The 24,256-nt window shown below is 72.2% G+C and carries 14 protein-coding genes; 5 read left to right on the top strand and 9 right to left on the bottom strand.

All coding sequences use genetic code 11. The features are described from left to right. Positions 1-2 precede the first annotated feature (2 nt). The 3 genes from ACFY9S_RS17550 (at position 3) to ACFY9S_RS17540 (ending at position 3,514) form a co-directional block, all read left to right on the top strand. Positions 3-782, top strand: coding sequence for an ATP-binding cassette domain-containing protein (locus ACFY9S_RS17550; protein WP_391128964.1), 780 nt, complete (start codon positions 3-5; stop codon positions 780-782). Then, a complete protein-coding gene (locus ACFY9S_RS17545) occupies positions 779-2,074 on the top strand; it encodes a sugar ABC transporter permease (protein WP_391128961.1) in 1,296 nt (431 codons plus the stop codon). The genes ACFY9S_RS17550 and ACFY9S_RS17545 overlap by 4 nt, the downstream gene beginning before the upstream one ends. Positions 2,075-2,158: 84 nt before the next feature. Beyond that, positions 2,159-3,514: an extracellular solute-binding protein gene (locus ACFY9S_RS17540; protein WP_391128958.1), complete on the top strand. Its 1,356-nt coding sequence runs from the start codon at positions 2,159-2,161 to the stop codon at positions 3,512-3,514. An 80-nt stretch (positions 3,515-3,594) separates the two neighbouring features. Here ACFY9S_RS17540 and ACFY9S_RS17535 read toward each other — a convergent pair whose 3' ends face one another. Beyond that, a complete protein-coding gene (locus ACFY9S_RS17535) occupies positions 3,595-6,390 on the bottom strand; it encodes an aconitate hydratase AcnA (protein ID WP_391128955.1) in 2,796 nt (931 codons plus the stop codon). Positions 6,391-6,785: 395 nt separating this feature from the next. Here ACFY9S_RS17535 and ACFY9S_RS17530 point away from each other — a divergent pair, with 395 nt between their 5' ends. Then, complete coding sequence (locus ACFY9S_RS17530; RefSeq protein ID WP_102908002.1) at positions 6,786-6,986, top strand: DUF4236 domain-containing protein; 201 nt, start codon at positions 6,786-6,788, stop codon at positions 6,984-6,986. Positions 6,987-7,070: 84 nt separating this feature from the next. Further along, positions 7,071-8,600, top strand: a complete 1,530-nt coding sequence (locus ACFY9S_RS17525) for a UDP-N-acetylglucosamine 1-carboxyvinyltransferase (RefSeq protein WP_391128952.1) — start codon at positions 7,071-7,073, stop codon at positions 8,598-8,600. A gap of 98 nt (positions 8,601-8,698) precedes the next feature. On the opposite strand, the gene ACFY9S_RS17520 is transcribed toward ACFY9S_RS17525, so the two are convergent. The 8 genes from ACFY9S_RS17520 to ACFY9S_RS17485 are packed head-to-tail and all read right to left on the bottom strand — an operon-like array spanning position 8,699 to position 23,733. Beyond that, positions 8,699-9,988 carry a 2-oxo acid dehydrogenase subunit E2 gene (locus tag ACFY9S_RS17520; protein ID WP_391128949.1) on the bottom strand — a complete coding sequence of 430 codons (1,290 nt, stop codon included), beginning with the start codon at positions 9,986-9,988 and terminating at the stop codon, positions 8,699-8,701. Beyond that, positions 9,985-11,001, bottom strand: a complete 1,017-nt coding sequence (locus tag ACFY9S_RS17515) for a transketolase C-terminal domain-containing protein (protein ID WP_391128946.1) — start codon at positions 10,999-11,001, stop codon at positions 9,985-9,987. The genes ACFY9S_RS17520 and ACFY9S_RS17515 overlap by 4 nt, the downstream gene beginning before the upstream one ends. Before the next feature lies 1 nt (position 11,002). After that, positions 11,003-12,127 (bottom strand): pyruvate dehydrogenase (acetyl-transferring) E1 component subunit alpha, encoded by a 1,125-nt coding sequence (gene pdhA, locus ACFY9S_RS17510; protein WP_391128943.1) that lies wholly within the window; start codon positions 12,125-12,127, stop codon positions 11,003-11,005. After that, the gene (locus ACFY9S_RS17505; RefSeq protein WP_391128940.1) at positions 12,124-13,533 is read right to left on the bottom strand and encodes an enoyl-CoA hydratase-related protein; all 1,410 of its coding nucleotides are present in this window, start codon (positions 13,531-13,533) and stop codon (positions 12,124-12,126) included. The genes pdhA and ACFY9S_RS17505 overlap by 4 nt, the downstream gene beginning before the upstream one ends. A 14-nt stretch (positions 13,534-13,547) precedes the next feature. Then, positions 13,548-14,288: an alpha/beta fold hydrolase gene (locus ACFY9S_RS17500; protein WP_391128937.1), complete on the bottom strand. Its 741-nt coding sequence runs from the start codon at positions 14,286-14,288 to the stop codon at positions 13,548-13,550. Beyond that, a complete protein-coding gene (locus ACFY9S_RS17495; protein WP_391128934.1) occupies positions 14,285-17,365 on the bottom strand; it encodes an amino acid adenylation domain-containing protein in 3,081 nt (1,026 codons plus the stop codon). The genes ACFY9S_RS17500 and ACFY9S_RS17495 overlap by 4 nt, the downstream gene beginning before the upstream one ends. After that, positions 17,362-18,660, bottom strand: coding sequence for a cytochrome P450 (locus tag ACFY9S_RS17490; protein ID WP_391128932.1), 1,299 nt, complete (start codon positions 18,658-18,660; stop codon positions 17,362-17,364). Before ACFY9S_RS17490 ends, ACFY9S_RS17495 begins: the two co-directional genes overlap by 4 nt. Positions 18,661-18,663: 3 nt before the next feature. Next, positions 18,664-23,733 carry an amino acid adenylation domain-containing protein gene (locus ACFY9S_RS17485; RefSeq protein ID WP_391128930.1) on the bottom strand — a complete coding sequence of 1,690 codons (5,070 nt, stop codon included), beginning with the start codon at positions 23,731-23,733 and terminating at the stop codon, positions 18,664-18,666. Positions 23,734-24,256: the final 523 nt, after the last annotated feature.

Below are 24,256 nucleotides of genomic sequence, written 5' to 3'. Positions count from 1 at the left end.
CCGTGGCCCATCCCCCCGTACTCGCGTTGCGCGGCATCACCAAGCGGTTCGGCGGCGTGCAGGCCCTCGTCGGCGTCGACCTGCAGGTCCGGGCCGGTGAGGTCGTGGCCCTGGCGGGCGACAACGGAGCGGGCAAGTCGACCCTGGTCAAGGTGATCTCCGGGGTCAGCCCCGCCGACCGGGGCCTCATCGAGTGGGAGGGGCGCCTCGTGCAGATCAAACGCCCGCACGACGCCCACGCCCTGGGCATCGCGACCGTGTACCAGGACCTCGCCATGTGCGACAACCTGGACGTCGTCGGCAATCTCTTCCTCGGCCGCGAGATCGACCGGGTGGGCGTCCTGGACGAGGTCGAGATGGAGCGCCGGGCCCGCGATCTCATGCGCACCCTGTCGATCCGCATCCCCGACGTGCGGGTGCCGGTCGCCGCGCTGTCGGCCGGGCAGCGGCAGGCCGTGGCGATCTCCCGCTCGCTCATGGGCGCGCCCAAGGTGCTGCTGCTCGACGAGCCCACCGCCGCCCTCGGCGTGGAGCAGACCAGCCATCTGCTCGACCTCATCGAGGAGGTGCGCGACCGCGGTATGGCGATCATCCTCATCAGCCACAACATGGGCGACATCAAGGCCGTCGCGGACCGGGTCGCCGTACTGCGGCTGGGCCGCAACAACGGGCTGTTCGACGTGAGCACGGTGACCCAGGAGCAGATCATCTCCTCCGTCACCGGGGCGGCGGACAACGCCGTGGCCCACCGTTCGAAGGGCGACGAGGAGGCGTGGCCGTGAGCCGCGGCGGGCCGCAGCGGGACGGCGGGCCGGCCGGGCCGGGCAGCGCCGGACCGGTCACCGGCCGCGGTGAGCGGCGCACCCGGGGATGGCAGGACGGCCTGCGGGAGTACGCCCTGGACGTCCGCGGCAGCGTGCGCGACGGAGAGCGGGGGCCGCTCCTGGTCATCGCCGGGCTCATCGTGATCTGGATCGTCTTCCAGGCTCTGGACGACAAGTTCCTCTCGCCGCGCAACCTGTCCAACCTCAGCGTGGACATCGTCGGGACCGGGCTGGTCGCCGTCGGCATCGTCTTCGTCCTGCTGATCCGGGAGATCGATCTGTCCGTCGGTTCGGTCAGCGGCCTGGCGGGGGCGGCGTTCGCCGTGCTGAACGTGAACCACGGGGTGCCGGAGTGGCTGGCGGTGATCGTGGCGGTGGCCGCCGGGACGGCCGTGGGTGCCTTCCACGGGGTTTTCCACGCCTGGCTGGGCGTGCCCGCGTTCGTGGTGACGCTGGCCGGGCTGCTGATCTGGAACGGCCTGACGCTCTACCTGCTGGGAGCCAGCGGCACGATCAACATCGACGAGGAGGGCCTGGTCGCCTCGCTGACCAGCCGCCACTTCGGCGATCACCTGGCGGCGTACGCGGTCGCGGCGCTCGGCACGGCCGGGTACGCCCTGGCGGCCCGCCGCCGCCGGAGCCGTCACCGGGCGGCCGGGATGCCCTACCGCTCCCGGGGCGAGGTCTGGCTGCGCACGGGGCTCCTCGCGGTGATCGCCTTCGCCGCGGCCTTCACCCTCAACCGGTTCCAGGGGCTGCCGCTCGCCCTGCTGATCTTCCTGGTGGTCCTGGTCGTCTCGGACTACGTGCTGCGCCGGACCCGCTACGGGCGGCGGGTGTACGCGCTGGGCGGCGGGGTCGAGGCGGCGCGTCGGGCCGGCATCGGGGTGGAGCGGGTGCGGGTCGCGATGTTCATGGTGTCGGGGACCCTGGCCGCGGTCGGCGGGCTGTTCGTGGCGTCGGGGCTGACCTCGGCGAGCCCCACGACGGCGCGTGCCGCCGGTTCGGGGATGCTGCTGATCAACGCGATCGCGGCGGCCGTCATCGGCGGGACGAGTCTGTTCGGCGGACGGGGCACGCCCTGGTCGGTGCTGCTCGGCGTGGTGGTGATCCAGTCGATCGCCTCGGGCATGGGGCTGCTGGGGGTCCAGGACGCCGTGCAGTTCATGATCACCGGTGGGGTGCTGCTGGCCGCCGTCGCGGCCGACGCGCTGTCCAGACGCGCCCAGGCCAGACGCGGTCGGCCGTGAGCTGCGGCAGGCCGGAATGACGCAATTGACCCGTTCTTTACGGAATGCCTAACAACGGTCGAAGGTGGGTATGGGCGGGATGTCATGAAACGCAGCCGCCTCACCCAGGCGGCCGTGGCCGTCGCGGTCGCCGCCGGTCTGGTCCTCGCCGGATGCGGTGACACCGATCTGCCCGGCGGTGAGGAGCAGGCCGACCTCAGCGTGCTCGCGACGGACGTGCCGCAGATCCAGACCCTCAAGAAGCTCACCAAGAAGCACTTCACGGCGGAGACCGGCATCACCGTCGACTACACCGTGCTGCCGGAGAACGAGGCGCGGGAGGAGATGAACCGCGAGTTCGCGACCCAGGCCGGCCGCTACGACGTGGCCAGCGTCAGCGCGTACGAGGTGCCGATCTACGCCGCCAACGGCTGGCTCGCCCCGCTGGACTCCTACGTGAAGGCCGACGAGGACTTCGACCAGGACGACGTCTTCCCGAACATGGCGTCCTCGCTGACCGGGGAGGACGGCAAGCTCTACGCCGAACCCTTCTACGGCGAGGGCTCCTTCCTGATGTACCGCAAGGACCTGTTCCGCAAGGACGGGCTGACGATGCCGCCGAACCCGACCTGGCAGCAGGTCGCCGACCTCGCCGCCCGGGTCGACGGAACCGACGGCGCGAGCGGCATCTGCCTGCGCGGCCTGCCCGGCTGGGGCCAGAACCTCGCCCCGATCAACACGGTCGTCAACACCTTCGGCGGCGCCTGGTACGACATGGACTGGAACGCCCGCCTGACCTCACCGGAGTTCAGGAAGGCCGTCGGGTTCTACGTCGGCCTGCTCCGCTCCCACGGCCAGCCCGGCGCGGAGCGGATGGGCGTGCTGGAGATCCTGGACCGGTTCGTCCAGGGCAAGTGCGCCATGATGTACGACGCCACGTCGCTGGCCTCGTCGATCGAGGCCGACAGCTCCTCGGTCAAGGGCAAGGTCGGCTACGTTGCGGCCCCGCACGAGCGGACCGAGAAGGCCGGCTGGCTGTGGACCTGGGCCTGGGGCATCCAGCAGGCGGCCGAGAACAAGGACGCCGCCTGGGAGTTCATCTCCTGGGCCTCCTCCAAGGAGTTCCAGGAACTGGTCGGCCGGGAGGTGGGCTGGACCTCGGCCCCCGCCGGGAACCGCAAGTCGCTCTACGAGAAGCCCGAGTACCAGCAGGCGGCCGGCGCCTGGTACCGGCAGGAGTACACGGCGGCGACGGACTCCGCCGACCCGAAGGACCCCGGCGTCGGTCCCCGCCCCTACGACGGCATCGGTTTCCTGAGCATCCCCGAGTTCGCCGTGCTGGGTACGGCGGTCTCCGAGCAGATCGCCGCGGCCATCGCCGGGCGGCAGTCGGTGGACACGGCCCTGGAGAAGTCCCAGGACCTCGCCCAGGCCGCGGCGGCGAAGTACCGCGGCGAGTGACCCGCCCACGCCGAGTGAACGGCGAGGGCCGCGCCCCCGGTCACCCGGGAACGCGGCCCTCGAACCGCAGCGCGGTCCGCTTACTTGCGGATCAGGCTGCGCAGCACGTACTGCATGATGCCGCCGTTGCGGTAGTAGTCCGCCTCGCCGGGGGTGTCGATGCGGACGACGGCGTCGAACTCGACGCCGGTGTCGGTGGTGACCTTCACCGTGCGCGGTGTGGTGCCGTTGTTGAGCTCCTCGACGCCGGTGAAGTCGAAGGTCTCCTCACCGGTGAGGCCGAGGGACGAGGCCGACTGGCCCTCCGGGTACTGCAGCGGCAGCACGCCCATGCCGATGAGGTTCGAGCGGTGGATGCGCTCGTAGGACTCGGCGATGACGGCCTTGACGCCGAGGAGCGCGGTGCCCTTGGCGGCCCAGTCGCGGGACGAGCCGGAGCCGTACTCCTTGCCGGCCAGGACGACCAGCGGGATGCCGGCGGCCTGGTAGTTCTGCGAGGCGTCGTAGATGAACGACACCGGCGCGTCGGCCTGCGTGAAGTCGCGGGTGTAGCCGCCCTCGGTGCCCGGCGCGATCTGGTTGCGCAGGCGGATGTTGGCGAACGTACCGCGGATCATGACCTCGTGGTTGCCGCGGCGGGAGCCGTAGGAGTTGAAGTCACGACGCTCGACACCGTGCTCGGTGAGGTACTTGCCCGCCGGGGTGTCGGCCTTGATGGCGCCGGCCGGGGAGATGTGGTCGGTGGTGACCGAGTCGCCCAGCTTGGCGAGCACCCGGGCGCCGGAGATGTCGGAGACCGGGGTCGTCTCCATCGTCATGCCCTCGAAGTACGGGGGCTTGCGGACGTAGGTCGACTCGGCGTCCCACTCGAAGGTGTTGCCGGTCGGGATCGGCAACGCCTGCCACTGGGCGTCGCCGGCGAAGACGTCACTGTAGGACTTGGAGAACATGTCCTCGCCGATGGCGCTGGCGACGACCTCGTTGACCTCGGCCTCGGTCGGCCAGATGTCCTTCAGGAAGACCGGCTTGCCGTCCTGGTCGGTGCCCAGGGAGTCCTTGGTGATGTCCACCGTCATGGAACCGGCGAGCGCGTAGGCCACCACCAGCGGCGGGGACGCCAGGTAGTTCATCTTGACGTCGGGGTTGATGCGGCCCTCGAAGTTCCGGTTGCCGGAGAGGACCGAGGTGACCGCGAGGTCGTGGTCGTTGACGGCCTGGGAGACCTCCTCCGGCAGCGGGCCGGAGTTGCCGATGCAGGTGGTGCAGCCGTAGCCGACGAGGTTGAAGCCGACCTTGTCGAGGTACGGGGTCAGACCCGCCTTCTCGAAGTAGTCGGTGACGACCTTGGAGCCCGGGGCGAGGGTGGTCTTGACCCACGGCTTGCGGGTCAGGCCCTTCTCCACCGCCTTCTTGGCCACCAGCGCGGCGGCGACCATGACGTACGGGTTGGAGGTGTTGGTGCAGGAGGTGATGGCCGCGACGGTCACGGCGCCGTGGTCGATCTCGTACGTCGAGCCGTCGGGGGCGGTGACGGTGACCGGGTTCGACGGGACGGCGGCACCGGTGCCGTCGGCGTGCTGCGGGGCACCGGCGCCGTTCTCCTGGTTGCCGTAGGCCGGGGCGTCGGAGGCCGGGAAGGACTCGTCACTGGCCTCGTCGACCGGGGATGCCGCGGTGGCCTGCGGGGCGACGGGCGCCTCGACGTAGTTGAGGACGTCCTTCGCGAACTGCTGGGCGGCCTCGGCGAGGACGATGCGGTCCTGCGGACGCTTCGGGCCGGCGATGGAGGGGACGACCGTCGCCAGGTCGAGCTCCAGCTTCTCGGAGAAGTCGGGCTCGGCGGCCGGGTCGAGCCAGAGGCCCTGCTCCTTGGCGTACGCCTCGACCAGGGCGAGCTGCTGCTCGCTGCGGCCGGTGAGCCGCATGTAGCTGATCGTCTCGTCGTCGATCGGGAAGATCGCGGCGGTGGAGCCGAACTCCGGCGACATGTTGCCGATGGTGGCGCGGTTCGCCAGGGAGGTGGCTGCGACGCCCTCGCCGTAGAACTCGACGAACTTGCCGACGACGCCGTGCTTGCGCAGCATCTCGGTGATGGTCAGCACGAGGTCCGTGGCGGTGGTGCCCGCCTGGAGCTCACCGGTCAGCTTGAAGCCGACGACGCGCGGGATCAGCATGGAGACCGGCTGGCCGAGCATGGCGGCCTCGGCCTCGATGCCGCCGACGCCCCAGCCGAGCACGCCCAGGCCATTGACCATGGTGGTGTGCGAGTCGGTGCCGACCAGGGTGTCCGGGTAGGCCTTGCCCTCGCGGACCATCACGACACGGGCCAGGTGCTCGATGTTCACCTGGTGGACGATGCCGGTGCCGGGCGGGACGACCTTGAACTCGTCGAAGGCGGTCTGGCCCCAGCGCAGGAACTGGTAGCGCTCCTTGTTGCGGCCGTACTCCAGGTCGACGTTCTGCTTGAAGGCGTCGTTCGTGCCGAACTTGTCGGCGATGACGGAGTGGTCGATGACCAGCTCGGCCGGGGCGAGGGGGTTGATCTTCGCCGGGTCGCCGCCCAGCTCCTTCACGGCCTCACGCATGGTCGCGAGGTCCACGACACAGGGAACGCCGGTGAAGTCCTGCATGATCACGCGGGCCGGCGTGAACTGGATCTCCTGGCTGGGCTGGGCCTGCGAGTCCCATCCGCCGAGGGCACGGATGTGGTCGGCGGTGATGTTCGCGCCGTCCTCGGTGCGGAGCAGGTTCTCCAGCAGGACCTTGAGGCTGTAGGGAAGGCGGGCCGAGCCCTCCACCTTGTCCAGCCGGAAGATCTCGTACGACTCGTCGCCCACCTGCAGCGTGCTGCGGGCGTCGAAGCTGTTCGCCGACACGACAGTCTCCTTCATTGATGTGCGCGTACCACCACGATCCTGCCGCCATGGCCTCTCGACCGATCCGCTAAGGTAAGGCTAAGTTAGGTAGCCCTTACCCGGGTGACGGCTGCGGTGCTTCTCGGCAGATATCTCGATGTCGAGATAACTCTAGTACACCCGGGGCCGTTGGTCATGCCCGGGCGGCGCCTGTGGCGCATCCCGCAGTGGCCGATATGCGCTTGCGCGCCTTCACCACTCGGGGTAACCGCCGTCCGGCACCCCGCGGAGGGGGCGGGGCCGCGCCGCCACACCGCCGCCACGCCGCACCGCGCCGCCGGTTGTGCCATCAGAGTGCGAACTCGGGGTAACCGAACGGAACCGGGGAAGCCCGGTGACACCGAAGGAGGCCCTGAATGCCCCTCACGTTCCGTAAGAGTTTCCGGATTCTTCCCGGCGTGCGGCTCAACATCAACAAGCGCTCCTGGTCCATCACCACCGGCGGCGGCAAGAACGGCCCCCGGTACACGCGCAGCAGTACGGGACGCCGTACGACATCGATGGACCTGCCCGGACCTTTCGGGTGGCGGCGCACCACGTCGTCCAAACGACACTGAGGCCGCCGGGCGGGGTTGACGGCCCATCACCCGAACGGACCCCCCGGTCGGGCCTCATCTCATATGTGAGATAACCTCAAGCTCATGGCAGACGACTACCTCGTACGCATCGGCAAGCTCATCCGTGACGCCCGGCAGCACCGGGGCTGGACGCAGTCGCAGCTGGCCGAGGCGCTCGGCACCAGCCAGAGCGCCGTGAACCGGATCGAGCGCGGCAACCAGAACATCAGCCTTGAGATGATCGCGCGCATCGGGGAGGCCCTCGACAGCGAGATCGTGTCGCTCGGCTACGCCGGTCCGATGCATCTGCGGGTGGTCGGCGGGCGCCGGCTGTCCGGTGCCATCGACGTGAAGACGAGCAAGAACGCGTGCGTGGCGCTGCTGTGCGCCTCACTGCTCAACGAGGGGCGCACGGTGCTGCGCCGCGTCGCCCGCATCGAGGAGGTGTACCGCCTCCTCGAGGTGCTGGGCTCCATCGGCGTGCGCACCCGGTGGATCAACGACGGCGTCGACCTGGAGATCGTGCCGTCGGCCGAGCTGGACCTGGCGGCGATCGACGCGGACGCGGCCCGCCGCACCCGCTCCATCATCATGTTCCTCGGCCCGCTGCTGCACCGCATGGACCACTTCAAACTGCCGTACGCCGGCGGCTGCGACCTCGGTACGCGCTCGGTCGAGCCGCACATGATCGCGCTGCGCCGCTTCGGCCTGGACATCGCCGCCACGGAGGGCCAGTACCACGCCCGGGTCGACCGCGCGGTCGGCCCCGACCGCCCGATCGTCCTGACCGAGCGCGGCGACACGGTGACGGAGAACGCGCTGCTCGCGGCCGCCCGGCACGACGGCATCACCGTCATCCGCAACGCCTCGTCCAACTACATGGTCCAGGACCTGTGCTTCTTCCTGGAGGCCCTCGGCGTCAAGGTCGACGGCATCGGCACGACCACACTCACCGTGCACGGCGTGCCGACCATCGACGTCGACGTGGACTACTCCCCCTCCGAGGACCCGGTCGAGGCGATGAGCCTGGTCGCGGCGGCCGTCGTCACCGAGTCGGAACTGACGGTGCGTCGGGTGCCCATCGAGTTCCTGGAGATCGAGCTGGCGGTCCTGGAGGAGATGGGCCTCGACCACGACCGCACGCCCGAGTACTTCGCCGACAACGGCCGCACCCGGCTGGTGGACCTCACCGTCCGCCCCTCCAAGCTGGAGGCGCCGATCGACAAGATCCACCCCATGCCGTTCCCCGGCCTGAACATCGACAACGTCCCCTTCTTCGCGGCCATCGCGGCGGTCGCCCAGGGCCAGACCCTCATCCACGACTGGGTCTACGACAACCGCGCGATCTACCTGACCGACCTGAACCGCCTAGGCGGCCGGCTCCAGCTCCTCGACCCCCACCGCGTCCTGGTGGAGGGCCCGACCCGCTGGCGCGCCGCCGAGATGATGTGCCCGCCGGCCCTGCGCCCCGCGGTGGTCGTCCTGCTGGCGATGATGGCCGCCGAGGGCACGTCGGTGCTGCGCAACGTGTACGTCATCAACCGCGGATACGAGGACCTGGCGGAGCGGCTGAACTCGATCGGGGCGCAGATCGAGACGTTCCGGGACATCTGAGGGGCAGGAAGTGCGCGTGGTTCCGGAGCGTGAACCCGGATCCGGGGGACCGGACGACCGGGCACGCTGCCATGATCCTGCTGTGGTCGAGCCCGGTTTCACGGATGCAGCCATGACTCGTACTGGCTGGGATCGGTCAGGAAGGCGGGGGGCTGCTCCACGCAGTCCGCGACGTAGCGCAGGAAGCCGGCGGCGGTGTCCCCGTCGCAGACCCGGTGGTCGAACGTGAGGGCGAGCTGGGTCACCTTGCGTACGGCGATCCCGCCGTCGGTCACCCAGGGCTTGTCCGTGATACGGCCGACGCCGAGGATCGCGGCCTCGGGGTGGTTGATGAGCGGGGTACCGCCGTCGACCCCGAAGACCCCGTAGTTGTTGAGCGTGAAGGTGCCGCCGATCAGATCTGCCGGGGTGGGTCCTGACGTGCGTGCCTGACCGGTCAGTGTGTCGACGGCATGGGCGAGCTGAGCCGGTGTCATCCGGTGGGCCTCGTGCACGACGGGGACCATCAGGCCGCGTTCGGTCTGGGCGGCGATGCCCAGGTGGATGGCGGAGAGCCGGACGATCTCGTCTCGTTCGAGGTCCACGGTCGAGTTGAGCTCGGGGTGGCGGCGCAGCCCCGCGACGCAGATGGCGGCCAGCAGCCCCGGCAGCCCGATCCGCCGCGCCGGGTCGGCGGCCCGCAGGGCCTGCCTGACCTCCACCAGCCGGGTGGCGTCCGCGTCGACCCAGGTGGTGGCGTGCGGGATCGCGCTGCTGCGAGCGAGTTTCTCCGCCACGGCGCGTCGTCGGCCCCGCAGCGGGATCCGTTCGTCGGCGGTGGCCGGGGCTTCCTCCGCCGTGCCCCGGGCCGCTGGTTGTGCGGCGGCCGTACGCGCCTGCTCGACGTCGCGGCGCAGGATGACGCCGTACGGCCCGCTGGGCGCGACGTGTGTCAGGTCGACGCCGTGCCGCCGCGCCAGCGCCCGGACCAAGGGGGAGATCACCAGCGGTGCGGCGCCCGGGGTCCGGTGGGCGGTCCCGGCCGGGGCGATCGTTGCCGGCGGCGTCACCGTGTGGTGGCTGCGCCGGCGGGGCAGCGTGGCGGTCGGGCCGGTCCCGTAGCCGACGAGGACGTTCCCGCTGCCGGACGGCGTCTCCTCGCCGCCGACGGTGATCAGGGGCGCGCCCACCGGCAGCATGTCGCCGGCTGCGCCGTGCAGTTCCAGCACCACGCCCTCGTACGGCACGGGCACCTCGACCACGGCCTTCGCCGTCTCGACCTCGGCGACCACCTGGTCGACCGCGACCTGCTCGCCGGGGGCCACCCGCCACTCGACGATCTCCGCCTCCGTCAGCCCTTCGCCGAGGTCGGGCAGCAGGAACACCCGGGCGTCGGTTCCGGTGGTCATGCGGGCTCCGGGGCAAGGTGCCGAAGGTCGGGCTGCTCGTCGAACTGGAGGCGGTGGACGGCGTTCAGCACGCGGTCCACGCCGGGCAGATAGGCGTGCTCCAGCTTCGGCGGCGGATAGGGGATGTCGAAGCCGGCCACCCGCAGCACCGGCGCCGCCAGTGAGTGGAAGCACCGCTCCTGAACCCGCGCCGCGATCTCGGCGCCCATGCCGGCGTACCCCTGCGCCTCCTGCACGACCAGGCAGCGGCCGGTGCGCCGTACCGACGCCGTCACCGTCTCGTCGTCGAAGGGGACCAGCGTGCGCAAGTCCACCACCTCGACGTCGATGCCGGTGCGGGCCGCCTCCGCCGCGGCCTCCAGCCCGACGGGCACGGCGGGGCCGTACGCGACGAGCGTGACGTCCCGGCCCGGGCGCCGGATCACGGCCTGGCCGCAGGGAGCGGCGTGCCGCCGCTCCAGGTCGGCGTCCTCCTTGGTCCAGTACAGCTTCTTGGGTTCCAGGAACACCACGGGGTCGGGGTCGCGGATCGCGTCCCGCAGCAGCCAGTAGGCATCCTCGGCGGTGGCCGGTGTGACCACCTTCAGGCCGGGGGTGTGCGCGTAGTACGCCTCGCCGGAGTCGCTGTGGTGCTCCACTCCCCCGATCCCTCCGCCGTAGGGGATGCGGATCACCATCGGCACCGTCATCTGCCCCCGGGTGCGGTTGCGCATCTTGGCGACGTGGGAGGCGATCTGCTCGAACGCCGGGTACGCGAAGGCGTCGAACTGGATCTCCACCACCGGGCGGAATCCGCCCGCGGCCAGGCCGACCGCGTACCCCACGATCCCGGACTCGGCGAGCGGTGTGTCGAAGCAGCGCTGCTCGCCGAACTCGTCGCGCAGCCCGTCCGTGATGCGGAAGACACCGCCGAGTCGGCCGACGTCCTCGCCGAGGGCCAGCACACGGTCGTCCTCGCACAGCGCGTCCCGCAGCGCGGTGTTGAGAGCCTGCGCCATGGTCAATGTGGGCATGTCACTCCTGTCCGGCTTTCAGCTCGGCCTCGAGCTGGCGCCGCTGCTCCCGCAGCTGGCTCGTCGGCTCGGCGTAGACGTGGTCGAAGAGCTCCAGCGGGTCCGGCCCGCTGTCCGCGCCGATGCGGGTCCGCAGGTCGGCCGCGAGGGCCTCGGCCGCCGTCCGCGCGGCGTCGATGTCCTGGTCGCTCAGGGCTCCGCGGCCGCGCAGCCAGGTCGCGAGCCGCTCGATCGGGTCCGCGGCGACCCAGCGCCGCACTTCCGCCTCGTCCCGGTAGCGGCCCGGGTCGTCGGCGTTGGTGTGACCGCTGACGCGATACGTATGGGCCTCGACGAGACAGGGTCCGTGCCCGGCGCGTGCCCGCTCCACGGCCTCGGTCAGAACCGACAGCACCGCCACCACGTCGTTGCCGTCGACCTGCTCGGAGCGCACTCCGTAACCGACGCCCTTGTAGGCCAGCGCCGGTGCCGCCGTCTGGTCCGCGAGCGGGACGGAGATCGCGTACTGGTTGTTCTGGATGAGGAAGACGACGGGGGCGTTGCGGACCGCCGCGAAGTTGAGCGCCTCGTGGAAGTCTCCCTCGCTCGTGCCACCGTCACCCACGAAGGCCATCACGACGCTGTCCGCGCCTTGGCGGCGCAGCGCGTCCGCCATCCCCACGGCGTGCGGGAGCTGGGTGGCGAGCGGGGTGCACAAGGGCGCCACGCGGGTCGCCGCGGGGTCGTAGCCGCAGTGCCGGTCGCCGCGCAGCAGGGTGAGGACCTCCACCGGGTCCACACCGCGGGCGACCACAGCGGCGGTGTCCCGGTAGGTCGGGAAGAGCCAGTCCTGCGGGCGCAGTGCGAGGACCCCGCCCACCTGGCATGCCTCCTGGCCGCGACTGGACGGGTAGACAGCCAGCTGGCCCTGCCTGGTCAGGGCGGACGCCTGCTCGTCGAAGCGCCGGGCGGTGACCATGCGGCGGTATGCCTCGCGCAGTGTGTCGTCCGGGGGCGGGGCGTAGTCGGGGGGTGCGTCGGCTTCGGTGCCCGCCTCGGTGACGAAGCGCAGCGGCACGGGCGAGGGCAGGAGTGTTTCGGCAAGCGGGCGGAGGTCGTTGAGTGGTTCGTCGGCGAGCGTGGTCATGAGTGGTGCTCGCTCCCTGTGCGCGTACCGGAGGGCTTTCTGTTGATCCAGGTGCGTTCCAGCTTGGCCACCACGTCGGGGCTGTGCATGCGGGCCGACTGCTCCAGGGCGTACCGGCTCATGTAGGTGCGGAAGAGGTCGTCGGGTTCCTCGGCCAGGTTCAGCATGCGGCGGTTGCCGGCGACGGCGGGGTCGGCGAGGCGGTCGGCCGCCGTCGCCACCGCCGCTCCGACCGCGTCCGGGGCGACGACCTCGTCGCACAGCGCGAGGGCTTGGGCGCTGTCCGCCTCGACGCGCTCGCCGAAGAAGATCAGCCGCTCGGCCATGCGGCGGCCCACCACGCGGCCGAGCCGCATGTTGGCGGCGCCGGGGATGATGCCCTCGGTGAGGGCGGGCAGGGAGAAGTAGGCGTCGGAGCCCGCGATCACCCGGTCCAGCACCAGTGCGACCTGGGTGGCGCCGCCGATGGCGAAGGTGTCGACGGCGCCCACCCACGGCTTGCCGCCCGACAGGTGGCGCAGATCGTCGGCCGGGCCGTGGGCGAGGCCGTGGACCAGTTTGCGGATGTAGCCGAGCTCGCGGCGGAGCATGAAGTCCAGGAAGGAAATCCGGCCGGTGTAAAGGTGCGTGAGGTTGATGCCGGCGCCGAAGGCGCGTCGGCCGCTGTAGCGCGGGTGGGCAAGGACGCTGCCGCGCAGTACACCCACCGTCACGGAGTCGTCGAGCAGGGCGAGGTCGACGGCTGTCTCCAGGGCCTCGACCACCGCGTCGTCCTCGGCGTTGAGGGCGTGCTGGTTGCAGATGGTCACCTCGGCCACGCAGCCGTCGCGGCGGATCTGCGCCTGGCCGAGGTCCAGCACACCGGTGCGGCTGAACTCGGGGAGCAGTTCCAGCGCCCGCGGGGTGGGCTCCAGCATCGCGCGCAGGAGGTGCTCGCCGGTGTCGCGGCGGTCCAGCAGGTGTCCGAAGAGGATCCCCTGGTCGACCTCCCCGCCCGACTTGGCGGCCTGCGGCAGCAGCCGGTCGGTGGCGTCCTGGGCGCGGGTGGGGACCAGGCCCGGGTAGGTCGCCGCTGCCTGGAAGGCGAGTTCGTCCAGCCGGAGCCGGCGCCGGCGGGCGTCGGTCAGCTCGTCGTAGACGTGTCCGGCGTGCACAGCGAGGAAGTCGTGACGGGCGCGGCGGGCCGCCCGCTCCGCGCGGTCGGCGGTGTCGCGCTGGTCGGGGGTGCGTTCGGCGCGCGGCGGCAGCCTTGCGGTCAGCTCCGCGCACGCTTCGGCGCAGCCGCTCAGCAGTCGCGCGTCGGTGTCGACGGCACCGCGGAACTTCGGCACCTTCAGCACCTGGTCGCCCTCCGCGCCGGACAGCTGCCGCGGCGAAGGTGATCGGGTGGTCACCACTGTGTCCATGCCGGGTTGTCTCCTCATCGTTGGCTGCGCACGATCGTGCTGAAGAACGCACCGGAGGGGTCGTAGACCGCGTAGTGGTCGCCCGGGCCCCGGTGCATGACGAACTCCCCGCCCGCGTAGTCCCGCCAGTCCTCCATCTCCACCGGTGACACCACGGGGTCGTCCGCCGCGGCGAAGACGGTGACCGGGCAGGGCAGGACCGCGGCGGGGGCGGGGCTGAACTCGGCCGCCATCCGCAGGTCGTTGCGGACCACGTCGAGCAGGCGGCGCACGAACGCCGGGTGTTCGAGCAGGGGTGCGGAGATTCCGCCCGTGTCGCGTACGTGGCTGAGCAACTCGTCATGGGCAAGTGTGTGGTAGGCGTCCTTGGCCGCGAGGTGCGGCGGTCGCGCGCCGGAGATCAGCAGCTGTCTCGGCAACGGGTGCCCGCGCCGGTGCAGTTCGGTCGTGAGCGCGTAGCAGACGAGGCCGCCGAAGCTGTGGCCGAACAGCAGGTACGGGGGCCGCAGCAGTGGCAGCAGGTCGTCGGCCAGCCGGGCGGCGAGCTCGTCGAGGGTGTCCGGCATGGGTTCGCCGCTGCGGTTCTCCCGGCCGGGCAGCTGCACAGGGTACAGCTCCACCGCCTCCGGCAGGTGGGCGCGCCAGGCCGTGAAGGCGCTCGCGCCGGACCCGGCGTGCGGGAAGCAGAAGAGGCGGTCCCCGTCGGGGCTGCCGGCCGGTGTGCCGAGGATCCAGCGGGTCGGTTCGCTGCTCATGCACGTCCCTGAGCAGCGTCCAGGAGCACGGCGATGTGAGCGCCGGTGCGGTTGTCCAGCAGGTCGGCGAGTTCCAGGCCGGCATCGGGGAAGCGCTCCTGGAGCAGGGTGAAGAGGTCGACCAGGAGCAGCGAGTTGCCGCCGTACTCGAAGAAGTCGTCGTCCGGGCCGATGCCCTCCGTCTGGAGGACCTCGGCCATGGTCGCCAGGACCTGGCCTTCCAGCGTGTCCGCGGGTGCCGTGGCGGGGGGCGGTGCGCCGCCGCTCCTGGGGGCCGGCAGGTTCTTGCGGTCCAGCTTGCCGTTCTCCGTCAGCGGCAGCTCGTCGAGGCGGACGAAGGCCGCGGGCACCATGTACGACGGCAGCCGGGACGACAGGTGCTCACGCAGCGCCGCGTCCTCAGGAAGGTCGTCGCCGACGAGGTAGGCCGCCAGTTCCCGCCCGCCGGGCGCGTCGTCGCGTACGACGACGGCCACCGAACGGATAAGGGGATGGTCCGCCAGCGCCGCCTCGATCTCGCCCAGTTCGATCCGGTAGCCCCTGATCTTCACCTGGTCGTCGCCGCGGCCGAGGAACTCCAGCCGTCCGTCGGGCAGCCAGCGGGCGAGGTCGCCGCTGCGGTACATCCTGCTGCCCGGCGGGCCGAACGGGCTCGCGACGAACCGCTCCGCGTCGAGGTCCGGCCGGCCGAGGTACCCTCGCGCCAGTCCGTCGCCGCCGAGCCACAGCTCACCGGGGACGCCGACCGGCGCCGGGTTCAGGCGTTCATCGAGGACGTAGGCCTGGGTGTTGGCCAGCGGCCGGCCGATGGGGATGGTGGGGCGGAGGGTGTCTGCGGCCTCGATGGGCTGCCAGGTGGCGAAGAGCGTGCACTCCGTGGGTCCGTAGACGTGCAGGAACCGGGTGTCGTGCAGGTGCGGCAAGAGGCGGGCGGCGGCGGCCGGCGAGAGGACGTCGCCGCCCACGAGCAGCTGCCGCACTCGTGCCAGGTCCTCGGGGAACTGCTCGGCCCCCACTTGCAGCTGCGGAGAGATCAGCAGCAGCGTGGTGATCCGGTGTTTGCGCAGCGCCGCCTTCAGCTGGTCCGGGAACGGCAGGCCCGAGGGGGGCAGCACCACCGTGCCGCCGTTCAGCAGCGGCCCCCACACCTCCAGCAGGGAGGCGTCGAAGGTGAGCGGGGACAGGTGCAGATGCGCCTCGCCGGAGCCGAGCCGGGCGTAGTCGGCGCCCTTGACGAGGCGGCTGAGGGCCCGGTGCGGGACGGCGACGCCCTTGGGCCGTCCGGTGGAGCCGGACGTGTAGATGACGTAGGCGAGGTGCTCGGCCGTGGCCGCCACCTGCGGGTCGGCCGGCTCGTCGCCGGGCACGTGCGGGTCCGGCTGGTCCGGGCGCAGGGCGGTGGCCGGGGTGTCGGCGAACGCGTCCGCGTGGGCCGCATCCGTGACGACGACCCGTGCGCCGGCGTCCCGGACGACGAAGGCCAGCCGCTGTACCGGGTGACCGGGGTCGAGGGGCAGGTAGGCGCCACCCGCCTTCAGGATGGCGAGGAGCGACACCATCATGTCGACCGAGCGGGGCAGGCAGAGGCCGACCGGTTGGTCGGGGCGCACGCCCGCGTCGATCAGCCGGTGCGCCAGCCGGTTGGCACGCACGTTGAGTTCACGGTAGGTGAGCCGTTCGTCCTCGTGCTGCACGGCGATGGCGTCCGGGGCGCGCGCGACCTGTTCCTCGAAGAGGGAGGAGGTGGTGCGGGTCCGGGGGAAGTCGCGCGCGGTGCGGTTCCAGTCGGTGACCACCAGGGCCCGTTCCTCGGGCGGGAGCACCGGCAGTTCGGCCACCGGGCGGTGCGGGTCGTCCGCGACCGCGGCCAGCAGGTGTTCCAGGCGCCGCGTCAGCCGCCGCGCGGTGACCGGCTCGAAGAGGCCGGTGTCGTACTCCAGCGTTGCGCTCAGCGTCTCGTCGTGGAGGTCGAAGCGGAGCGAGAGGTCGCGGGCCGCCGTACCTGTGCCGACGTCGACCGAGGTGCAGGAGGCGCCAGGGTAGTGCGGCGGCGGGCCGGCCGGGGCACGGGCCGCGACCTTGACCGGTACGGGCTGGCGGCCGGGATCGCCGCAGGTGCCGACGGCTTCCGCCAGGGCGCCCGGGGGCAGCGCGCCCGCGTCGGCGCGGGCACGGTCGAGTTCCTCACGGATGTGTTCGGCCAACTGGTGGAACGTCGGGTTCTCCGCCGGCTGGAGGGTGAGCACGACGTCCGTCTCCGGGCGGCGGAGCACCGCACCCGGCCGGTCCTGCTCGGGCGCGACCGGCACCAGCAGCGGTACGGCGCCCTGCCCGGTGTGGCGTGCGAGGAGGACCGCCGCGGCCGCGTACAGGACGCTGGGGTCCTCCGGTGCCGTGGCCAGCGCGCGCAGCCGCCGCGCCAGCGGCTGCGGGACGGTGCAGCGCACCACGGCCGCGGCGCGTTCCGGCCGCGACGGCCGCGGGTGGTCGGTCGGCAGGTCGAGGACGGGCATCCCGGCCGCCTCGCGCAGCCTGCGGTCCCGGATGGCGGCTGACTCCTCGGCCGGCGGCCAGACCGCGTCCGCGGGCTCGGCGGGGCCTCGGCCGGCGGCCGGGCCGCCTCGCAGCACGGCGGTGTACATGCGCGCGTGTTCGGCGAGGAAGGCGTCCAGCGTGCCGGGGTCGAGCACCAACCGGTGGGCCGCGGCCACCAGCAGCCGCTCACCGTCGCCGAGTTCCAGAACGCGCAGGCGCAGCAGCGGTCCGCGGGCGAGGTCGAAGGGTTCGGCCGCCACCGTTGCGGCCCGGGCCAGGGCCTGTGCGGCCGGCACCTCGCTCGTGGCGAAGTCGACGCGCGCGGGGTCCGGCACGGTGACGGCCGGGACGGTGGCACCGTCCGGAAGCGCGGTGCGCAGCAGCGGGTGCCGTTCGAGCAGCGCCGTGAAGGCGGTCCTGGCCACCTGGGTCTCGAAGCCGCCCTTGATGTGCAGGCAGCGCACGACGTGCTGGGCCGGGTGCGACCAGGTGCCGGACGCGGACGCGGGCCCGGCGGATTCCGGCAGGGCTACGGATGTCACTGCGCTTCCTCCATGGGGTGGCCGAGCGGCGGCAGGTCCTTCAGCGCGTGCCCGTCGGGGCTGAGCACCGAGCGCACGGGGAGGTTCTTGATCCCGGCGATGAAGGTCGAGTGCAGATGGCGGGGTTCACCGGCCAGTTCGATCCGCTCGAAGTTCCTGTCGATCTCCTCGAACAGGACGTTCAGCGCGAGTCGGGCCAGGTGGGCGCCGATGCACCGGTGCACTCCGGTTCCGAACGCTATGTGACGGTTGGGGCTGCGGTCGGCGCGGAAGCGGAAGGGCTCCGCGAAGACGCTCTCGTCGCGGTTGGCGGAGCCCAGCCAGGCCGTCACCGGCTGTCCGGCGCCGACGGCCGTGTCGTTCAGGCGGGCCGCGTCGGTGGTGTGGCGCAGCGCGTGGTTGGCGGGTGAGGACCAGCGCAGGATCTCCTCCACCAGGGTCTCGGTGTCCCCGCTCCGCTGCCAGCGGTCGTACTCGCGCGGGTTCTCCAGTAGCGCCAGCAGGCCGGCGCCGGCCGCGTGGGAGGTGGTGACGGTGGCGCCGATCAGCAGGCTGTAGGCGTTGAGGATCACCTCCTCCTGGGTCATCGGCCGCCCGTCCGGGGCCGCCCGCAGCAGCGCGCCGATGAGGTCGTCGGCCTCCGCGCGGCGCGGACGGGACACCTCGGTGCGGAAGTAGAGGAAGATCTCGGAGTGCGCCCGGCTCAGCACGGCGGCACGGGACTTCCCGGCGACGGCGAAGTCCGGGTCGGACTCGGCGACGGCCGCGTAGGTGAAGTGCCTCAGCTTCTCCCAGGCGGTTTCCGGGATGCCCAGCAGCAGACCGCCGAGGGCGATCGGGAAATACGTCGCCTCGGCCGCGAAGTCCCAGGTGCTCTCACGGGCGCCGACCGACAGCAGGCGGCGCGCGAACTCCCGTAGCTTGGGCTCCAAGCCGCCCACAGCCCGCTTGCTGCCCAGGTACGGGGTGAGCGGGCTCTTGAGCCGGTGGTGGTCGGGCGGGTCGCTGACCGCCAGCATCTTGCCGCCCGCGATGTCGGTCCGGCCCAGCGTGGTCAGGATGTTGCCCTGGGAGGCGGTGAACTCCTCATGCCGGCTCAACACCCGGGACACGTCCGCGTACCGGGTCGCGACCCAGAACTCCGGCCGGTCGCCCATGGGGCACGTGCGGAGTACCGGTCCTTCGCGACGCAGCCGGGCCCATACCGGGTGCGGGTCCCCGGTGCCGTAGAAGTGCGGGTCGGACAGGTCCGGTTCGGCTTCGCCCTCCGCGTCCTGGCCAGAGGTGATGCGCATGTTTCAGTCCTCCCTGCGAGCGGGTCGGGGGCCTCGAAAGGGGGACGAGGCGGGCGATACGGGGGCGGCACCGGGCGGTGTCCTGCGGACCAGCGCCGGGCGGCGGGGCGCGCGGGACGCCTCGCCGTGCGACGGCTCCGCCTCCAGGCGGCCGGCCAGCCCGGCGACGGTGGGTGACTCGAAGATCCAGCGCACCGGCATGTCCAGGGACAGCTTGGTGCCGATCCGGTTGACCAGGCGGGTCGCCAGCAGCGAGGACCCGCCGAGTTCGAAGAAGTCGTCCCGGACGCCGACGGTGGCGACGCCGAGGACCTCCGCGAACAGACGGCACAGCAGCCGCTCGTGGGCGGTGCTCGGCTCGCGGCCGGCACCGCCGCGGCGGTCCGGCCGCGGCAGGCTGCGCCGGTCCAGCTTGCCGTTGGGTGTCAGCGGCAGCGCGGGCAGCAGCACGAAAGCCGCCGGGACCATGGCCTCGGGGAGTGCGCGGGCGACGCAGCGGCGCAGCTCCTCGGAGGCCGGGGCCGCCGCGCCCTCCGCCGGCACCACGTAGGCGACGAGGTGCGGGCCGAGCGCCTCGTCCTCCTGCGGTACGACGGCTGCCTGGCCGACGCCGGAGTGGGCGGCGAGGACGCCCTCGATCTCGCCGGGCTCGATCCGTATGCCCCGGATCTTGAGCTGGTCGTCCGTACGTCCCCGGAACTCCAGGCTCCCGTCGGGCCGTCGGATGACCAGGTCACCGGTGCGGTACAGGCGCTCGCCGGGGCCGCCGAACGGGTCGGCGACGAAGCGTCCGGCCGTCAGGCCGGGGCGTCCGAGGTAGCCGTGGGCCAGGCACTCCCCCGCCAGGTACAGCTCGCCTTCCACGCCGACCGGCACCGGCCGCAGCCGGGTGTCCAGGACGTAGCCGCGGGTGTTCCAGATCGGGTCGCCCAGCGGTGCGCCGGCCGGCCAGGCGTCGACGTCGGCGGGCAGGGTCGCCGCCGTGACGACGTGCGTCTCGGAGGGCCCGTAGTGGTTGTGAAGACGCAGCAGGGGGCGGGCTCGGTGGAAGGCGGCCAGGCGCGGGGTGAGCCGGAGGGGCTCGCCCGCCTGGAGGATGTGCCGCAAGTGGGCCAGCCGCAGCCCCTGTTCCGCGGCCGCTTCCAGCACGGCGGAGATCACGAGGTCGGGGGCGAAGAATTCGGTGATCCGTTCGCGCTCCAGCCAGGCCGCCAGCTTGGCCGGGTTGAGCCTGGTGTCCTCGTCGGGGACGCAGAGGGTCTTCCCGTTGAGCAGGGCCGTGAGCATCTCGTGCTCCGAGGCGTCGAAGCCGACGGCGCTGAACTGGGCTACGCGGGAGCCCGGTTCCCCGGGGAACACCGAGGCGTTCCAGGCGAGGAGGTTGTGCAGGACGCGGACGGGGAGGACCACGCCTTTGGGGCGTCCGGTGGAGCCGGAGGTGTAGACGACGTAGCCGGGGGCGTCCGGCAGGGTCCGGGCCCGAAGGCCCGCGGCGGCGGGCTCCTGGGGTGAGGTCGAGCCGTCGGGGCGGTCGGCGGCCGCGGGATCGAGCAGCGGCACGTCGCCCGCGAGCCGCCCGGCAGCCTCTTCCCGGCCGAGGACCACGGCCGGGCGGGCGTCTTCGAGGATGTAGCGGATCCGGTCGTCCGGATGGCCGACGTCCACCGGCAGATAGGCGGCTCCGGCCTTCAGGACCGCCGCGAAGGCGACCACCAGATCCATGCCGCGGGGCAGAAGCAGGGCCACGCTGGTGCCCGGGCCGGCGCCGCGTGCCAGTAACAGCTGCGCCAACCGGTCGGACCGGTGGTCCAGTTCGGCGTAGGAGAGCCGGCCGTCGTGCGCGGCGACCGCGATCGCCGTCGGCGTGCGGCTGGCCTGCCGCCGCAGCAGTTCGCTCAGCGACGACCGCGGCAGCGGCGTGTCGGTGGCGTTCCACTGGACCATCGTGCGGTGCCGCTCCCCCGGCAGGAACAGGTCGAGGTCCTCGATCTCCTGCTCCGGTGCGTGCACGGCGGCGGCCAGCAGGAGCGTGAACCGGCGGGCGATCAGGTCGGCCGTACCGGCGTCGAAGAGACCGGCGTCGTACTCCAGCCGCCCGGTGATCCCCGCGGGGGCCGACTCCGGACCCTGCTGTTCGGTCAGGCTGAGCAGCAGGTCGCACTTGGCCGTGTCGTTGTGCAGTTCCTCGGTGTCGGTCTGCAGGCCCGGCAGCGTGAACCAGTATCCGCCCGGGGTCTCCAGCGCGAGCATCACCTGGAACAGCGGGTGCCGGGCGGGCGAGCGCTCGGCGCCGTGGGCGTCGACCACCAGGTCGAAGGGCACGTCCTGGTGCTCGAACGCCGCGAGGTCGGTCTCACGCACCCGCCCCAGGAGCTGCCGGAAGCTGGGGCGGCCTGCGGTGTCGGTACGCAGCACGAGGGTGTTCACGAAGAAGCCGACGAGGTCGTCGAGTACGGCCTCGGTGCGCCCCGCCACCGTGGTGCCGACCGGGATGTCGGTACCGGCGCCGAGCCGGGTGAGCAGCGCGGCCAGGGCGGCGTGCAGCACCATGAAGACCGTGGTGCCGGTGGCGCGGGCGATGTGGCGGACCTCGGCGTGCAGGGCCGCGTCGATCTGCAGCGGTACGGCACCGCCACGGCCGGCCGGCGCCGCGGGGCGGGGCCGGTCCGCGGGGAGCTGCAGCTCCCCGGGCACACCGTCGAGCGTGCGCCGCCAGTGGGCCAGTTGGTGGGCGGCCAGGCTCCCGGGGTCGCGGGGATCGCCCAGGAGCCGCTGGTGCCACAGGGTGTAGTCGGCGTACTGGACGGGCAGCGGCGGCCAGGACGGCGCGTGCCCTTGGCGGCGGGCGCCGTACGCCTGCTCCAGGTCCCGGGTCAGCGGGCCCAGAGACCAGCCGTCGGTGCCGATGTGGTTCAGCACCAGGAGCAGGGCGCTGTCGCCGTCTCCCGCCTCGAACAGCCGGGCCCGCAGCGGCGGGTCCGTGGCGGGGTCGAACGGTCGGCGTGCTTCCTCGCGCACCGCGCGGTCGAGGTCGGCGACGCTCTCCGCGACCAGCTCGGGCGTGGCCTCCGCCGCTGGGAGCACCACTTGGCAAGGGCCGTCGGTGGACTTCCGCACCACCGTGCGCAGGCTCTCGTGGCGGCCCAGCAGGTCGCGCAGCGCGGCGGTCAGGGCCTTTACGTCGACGGCTCCCTTGATGCGCACCAGGACGGGCAGGTTGTACGCGGCCGAGGTGGCGTCGAGGCAGCTGAGGAACCACAGTCGCTGCTGCACCGGCGACAGCGGCACGACCGCGGGCCGCGGGTCGGTCCGCAGCAGTGCGGGGCGCCCCTCGGCGGTGTCCGTCAGCAGACCGGCGAGCCGGGCCACCGTGGGGTTGCCGAACACGGCGCCGACGGTCAGGGCGATGTCGTACTCTGCGCGGATCCGGCCGACCAGCCGGGTCGCGGACAGGGAGTCACCGCCGAGTTGGAAGAAGTCGTCGTCGATGCCGGGCTCCCCCGTACCCAGGACATCGGCGAACAGGGCGCACAGTCCGGCCTCATGGGCGGTGCGCGGCGCCACCGCGGGCGCGGCCGGCCGGTCGGGCGGCGCGGGCAGGGCTTTGTGGTCGACCTTGTGGTTCGGGGTGAGCGGCAGCCGGTCCATCGGGACCAGGGCCGCGGGCACCATGTAGTCGGGCAGCCGCCTGGCGAGCTCGGCCTGTATCCCGGCGGGTGTCACGGTGCCGTCCAGCACCGGGTAGCCGACGAGCTTGGTGTCATCGGAGCGCTGCCCTCGGCGTACGGCGACCGCTGCCTGCCGCACGCCGCGGCAGGATGCGAGCACCGCCTCCACCTCGGCGACCTCGACGCGGAAGCCTCGGATCTTCAGCTGCCGGTCGGCGCGCCCGGCGAAGACGAGCAGGCCGCCGGGCAGCGTACGGGCGCGGTCCCCGGTGCGGTACATGCGGCTGCCGGCCGGCCCGCACGGATCGGCCACGAAGCGTTCCGCGGTGAGGTCGGGCCGGCCCTGGTAGCAGCGGGCCAGCCCGGCGCCGCCGAGGTAGATCTCGCCCACCTCGCCGGGGCGGACGGGGGCCAGCGTGCCGTCCAGAACCTGGACGCGCAGACCGTCGAGGGGGCGTCCGAGCGGCACCGGTGCCGTGACCTGGGCCGCGCCGCGCAAGGGGACCTGCGTGGCGTACAGGGTGGTTTCGGTGGGCCCGTACGTGGCGCGGACGGTGGTCCCGGGGCAGGCACGGAGGATGTTGCGTACGGCGGTCGCGGAGACGACGTCACCGCCGGTCAGTACCTCCCGGGTGCCGGCGAAGGCGTGCGGGCGTTCTTCGCCGACGAGGTTGAAGAGGCCGGAGGTGATCTCCACGGCGGTGATCCGCTCGGTGCGGACGAGGTCGGCGATGCCGTCGGCCGTCACCTGGTCCTCGGTGGCGATGACGGCGGTCCCGCCGTGGGTGAGGGGGTGCCAGAGCGCGTAGTCGGCCGGGTCGAAGGCGTACGAAGCGAGCATCAGGACCCGCTCGTGGGCGCCGGGCTCGTGGAACATGCTGTCGGTGACGAGGGCGGCGAGTTCCGCGTGGGGGATCGCGACGCCTTTGGGGGCCCCGGTGGAGCCGGAGGTGTACATCACGTAGGCGAGCTGCTCGGGCCGGCACTCCGGGGCCGGGGCCGGGGCGGGCGGGAGGGGGGCGTCGGTCCGGACGGTGCTCGGCAGCCGCGGCACCCGGTCGCCCAGGGACCCGTCCGTGAGCAGCACGGAGGCCCCCGAGTCCGCGGCGATCCGCCGTATCCACCGCTGTGGCCAGGACAGGTGCACCGGTACGTAGAACGACCCCGCGCCCAGCACGGCGAGTTCGGCGATCGCGAGATCCACCGATCGTCCCAGCGCCAGCAGTACCGGCCGCTCGGGCCCGGCGCCCTCATCGACGAGACGACGCGTCAACCGGTCGGCCCGGTCCTGGAGTTGTCCGTAGGTCAGGCTGACGCCACCGCACCGCACGGCCACGGCCTGCGGAGTACGCCCGGCCTGCTCACGGACCATGTGGTGCACGAAGTTCTGGCTGTCAGTTCCCACGGTTCACCCTCCTTTTCGGAGCGGGGCCGGTGATGCGGCTGGTGGCGCCGAGCCATGAAGTTCGCACACATCCCATGCGGTGACAACGACGGCCCACCGAACAGCAGAGCACCTTGATCGACACCGCGAAAACGCTTCCGAACTGCATTGACGTGACAGTCAAGAGCCATTGACCGTTGCCGGTCGTGCCGGTTCCCCCCGTCGTTCCGGCGCCCCCCGGACGCCCCTGGCGGAGACCGCCGACGACCCCGCCCCAGCCGTGCCGCTGTCGGCTGCGGCGGGCTCACGAAGCGCCGGGCGGAGGCCTTCACACCCGGCCTCGCCACCCTCGTCACCGCTGCCGTGGTCGCACCTCGGTTCGACCGGTCGTGCCTCGGGGGGCGTCGGGTCCGGCACCGCGTCGGCCGACCGTGGGGACCGGCATGGTCCGCAGGCGTCCCTCCTCGCTCGACTCCGCGACGGAGCAAGAGGCCTCGGCTTCACGACCGCCGGTCGTTTCCGAACACGTTCGACTGAGGACAAT

The organism is Streptomyces sp. NPDC012474 (assembly GCF_042955185.1).
Taxonomy (GTDB): Bacteria; Actinomycetota; Actinomycetes; order Streptomycetales; family Streptomycetaceae; genus Streptomyces; species Streptomyces cahuitamycinicus.
This window is presented reverse-complemented; position numbering and strand designations above follow the sequence as displayed.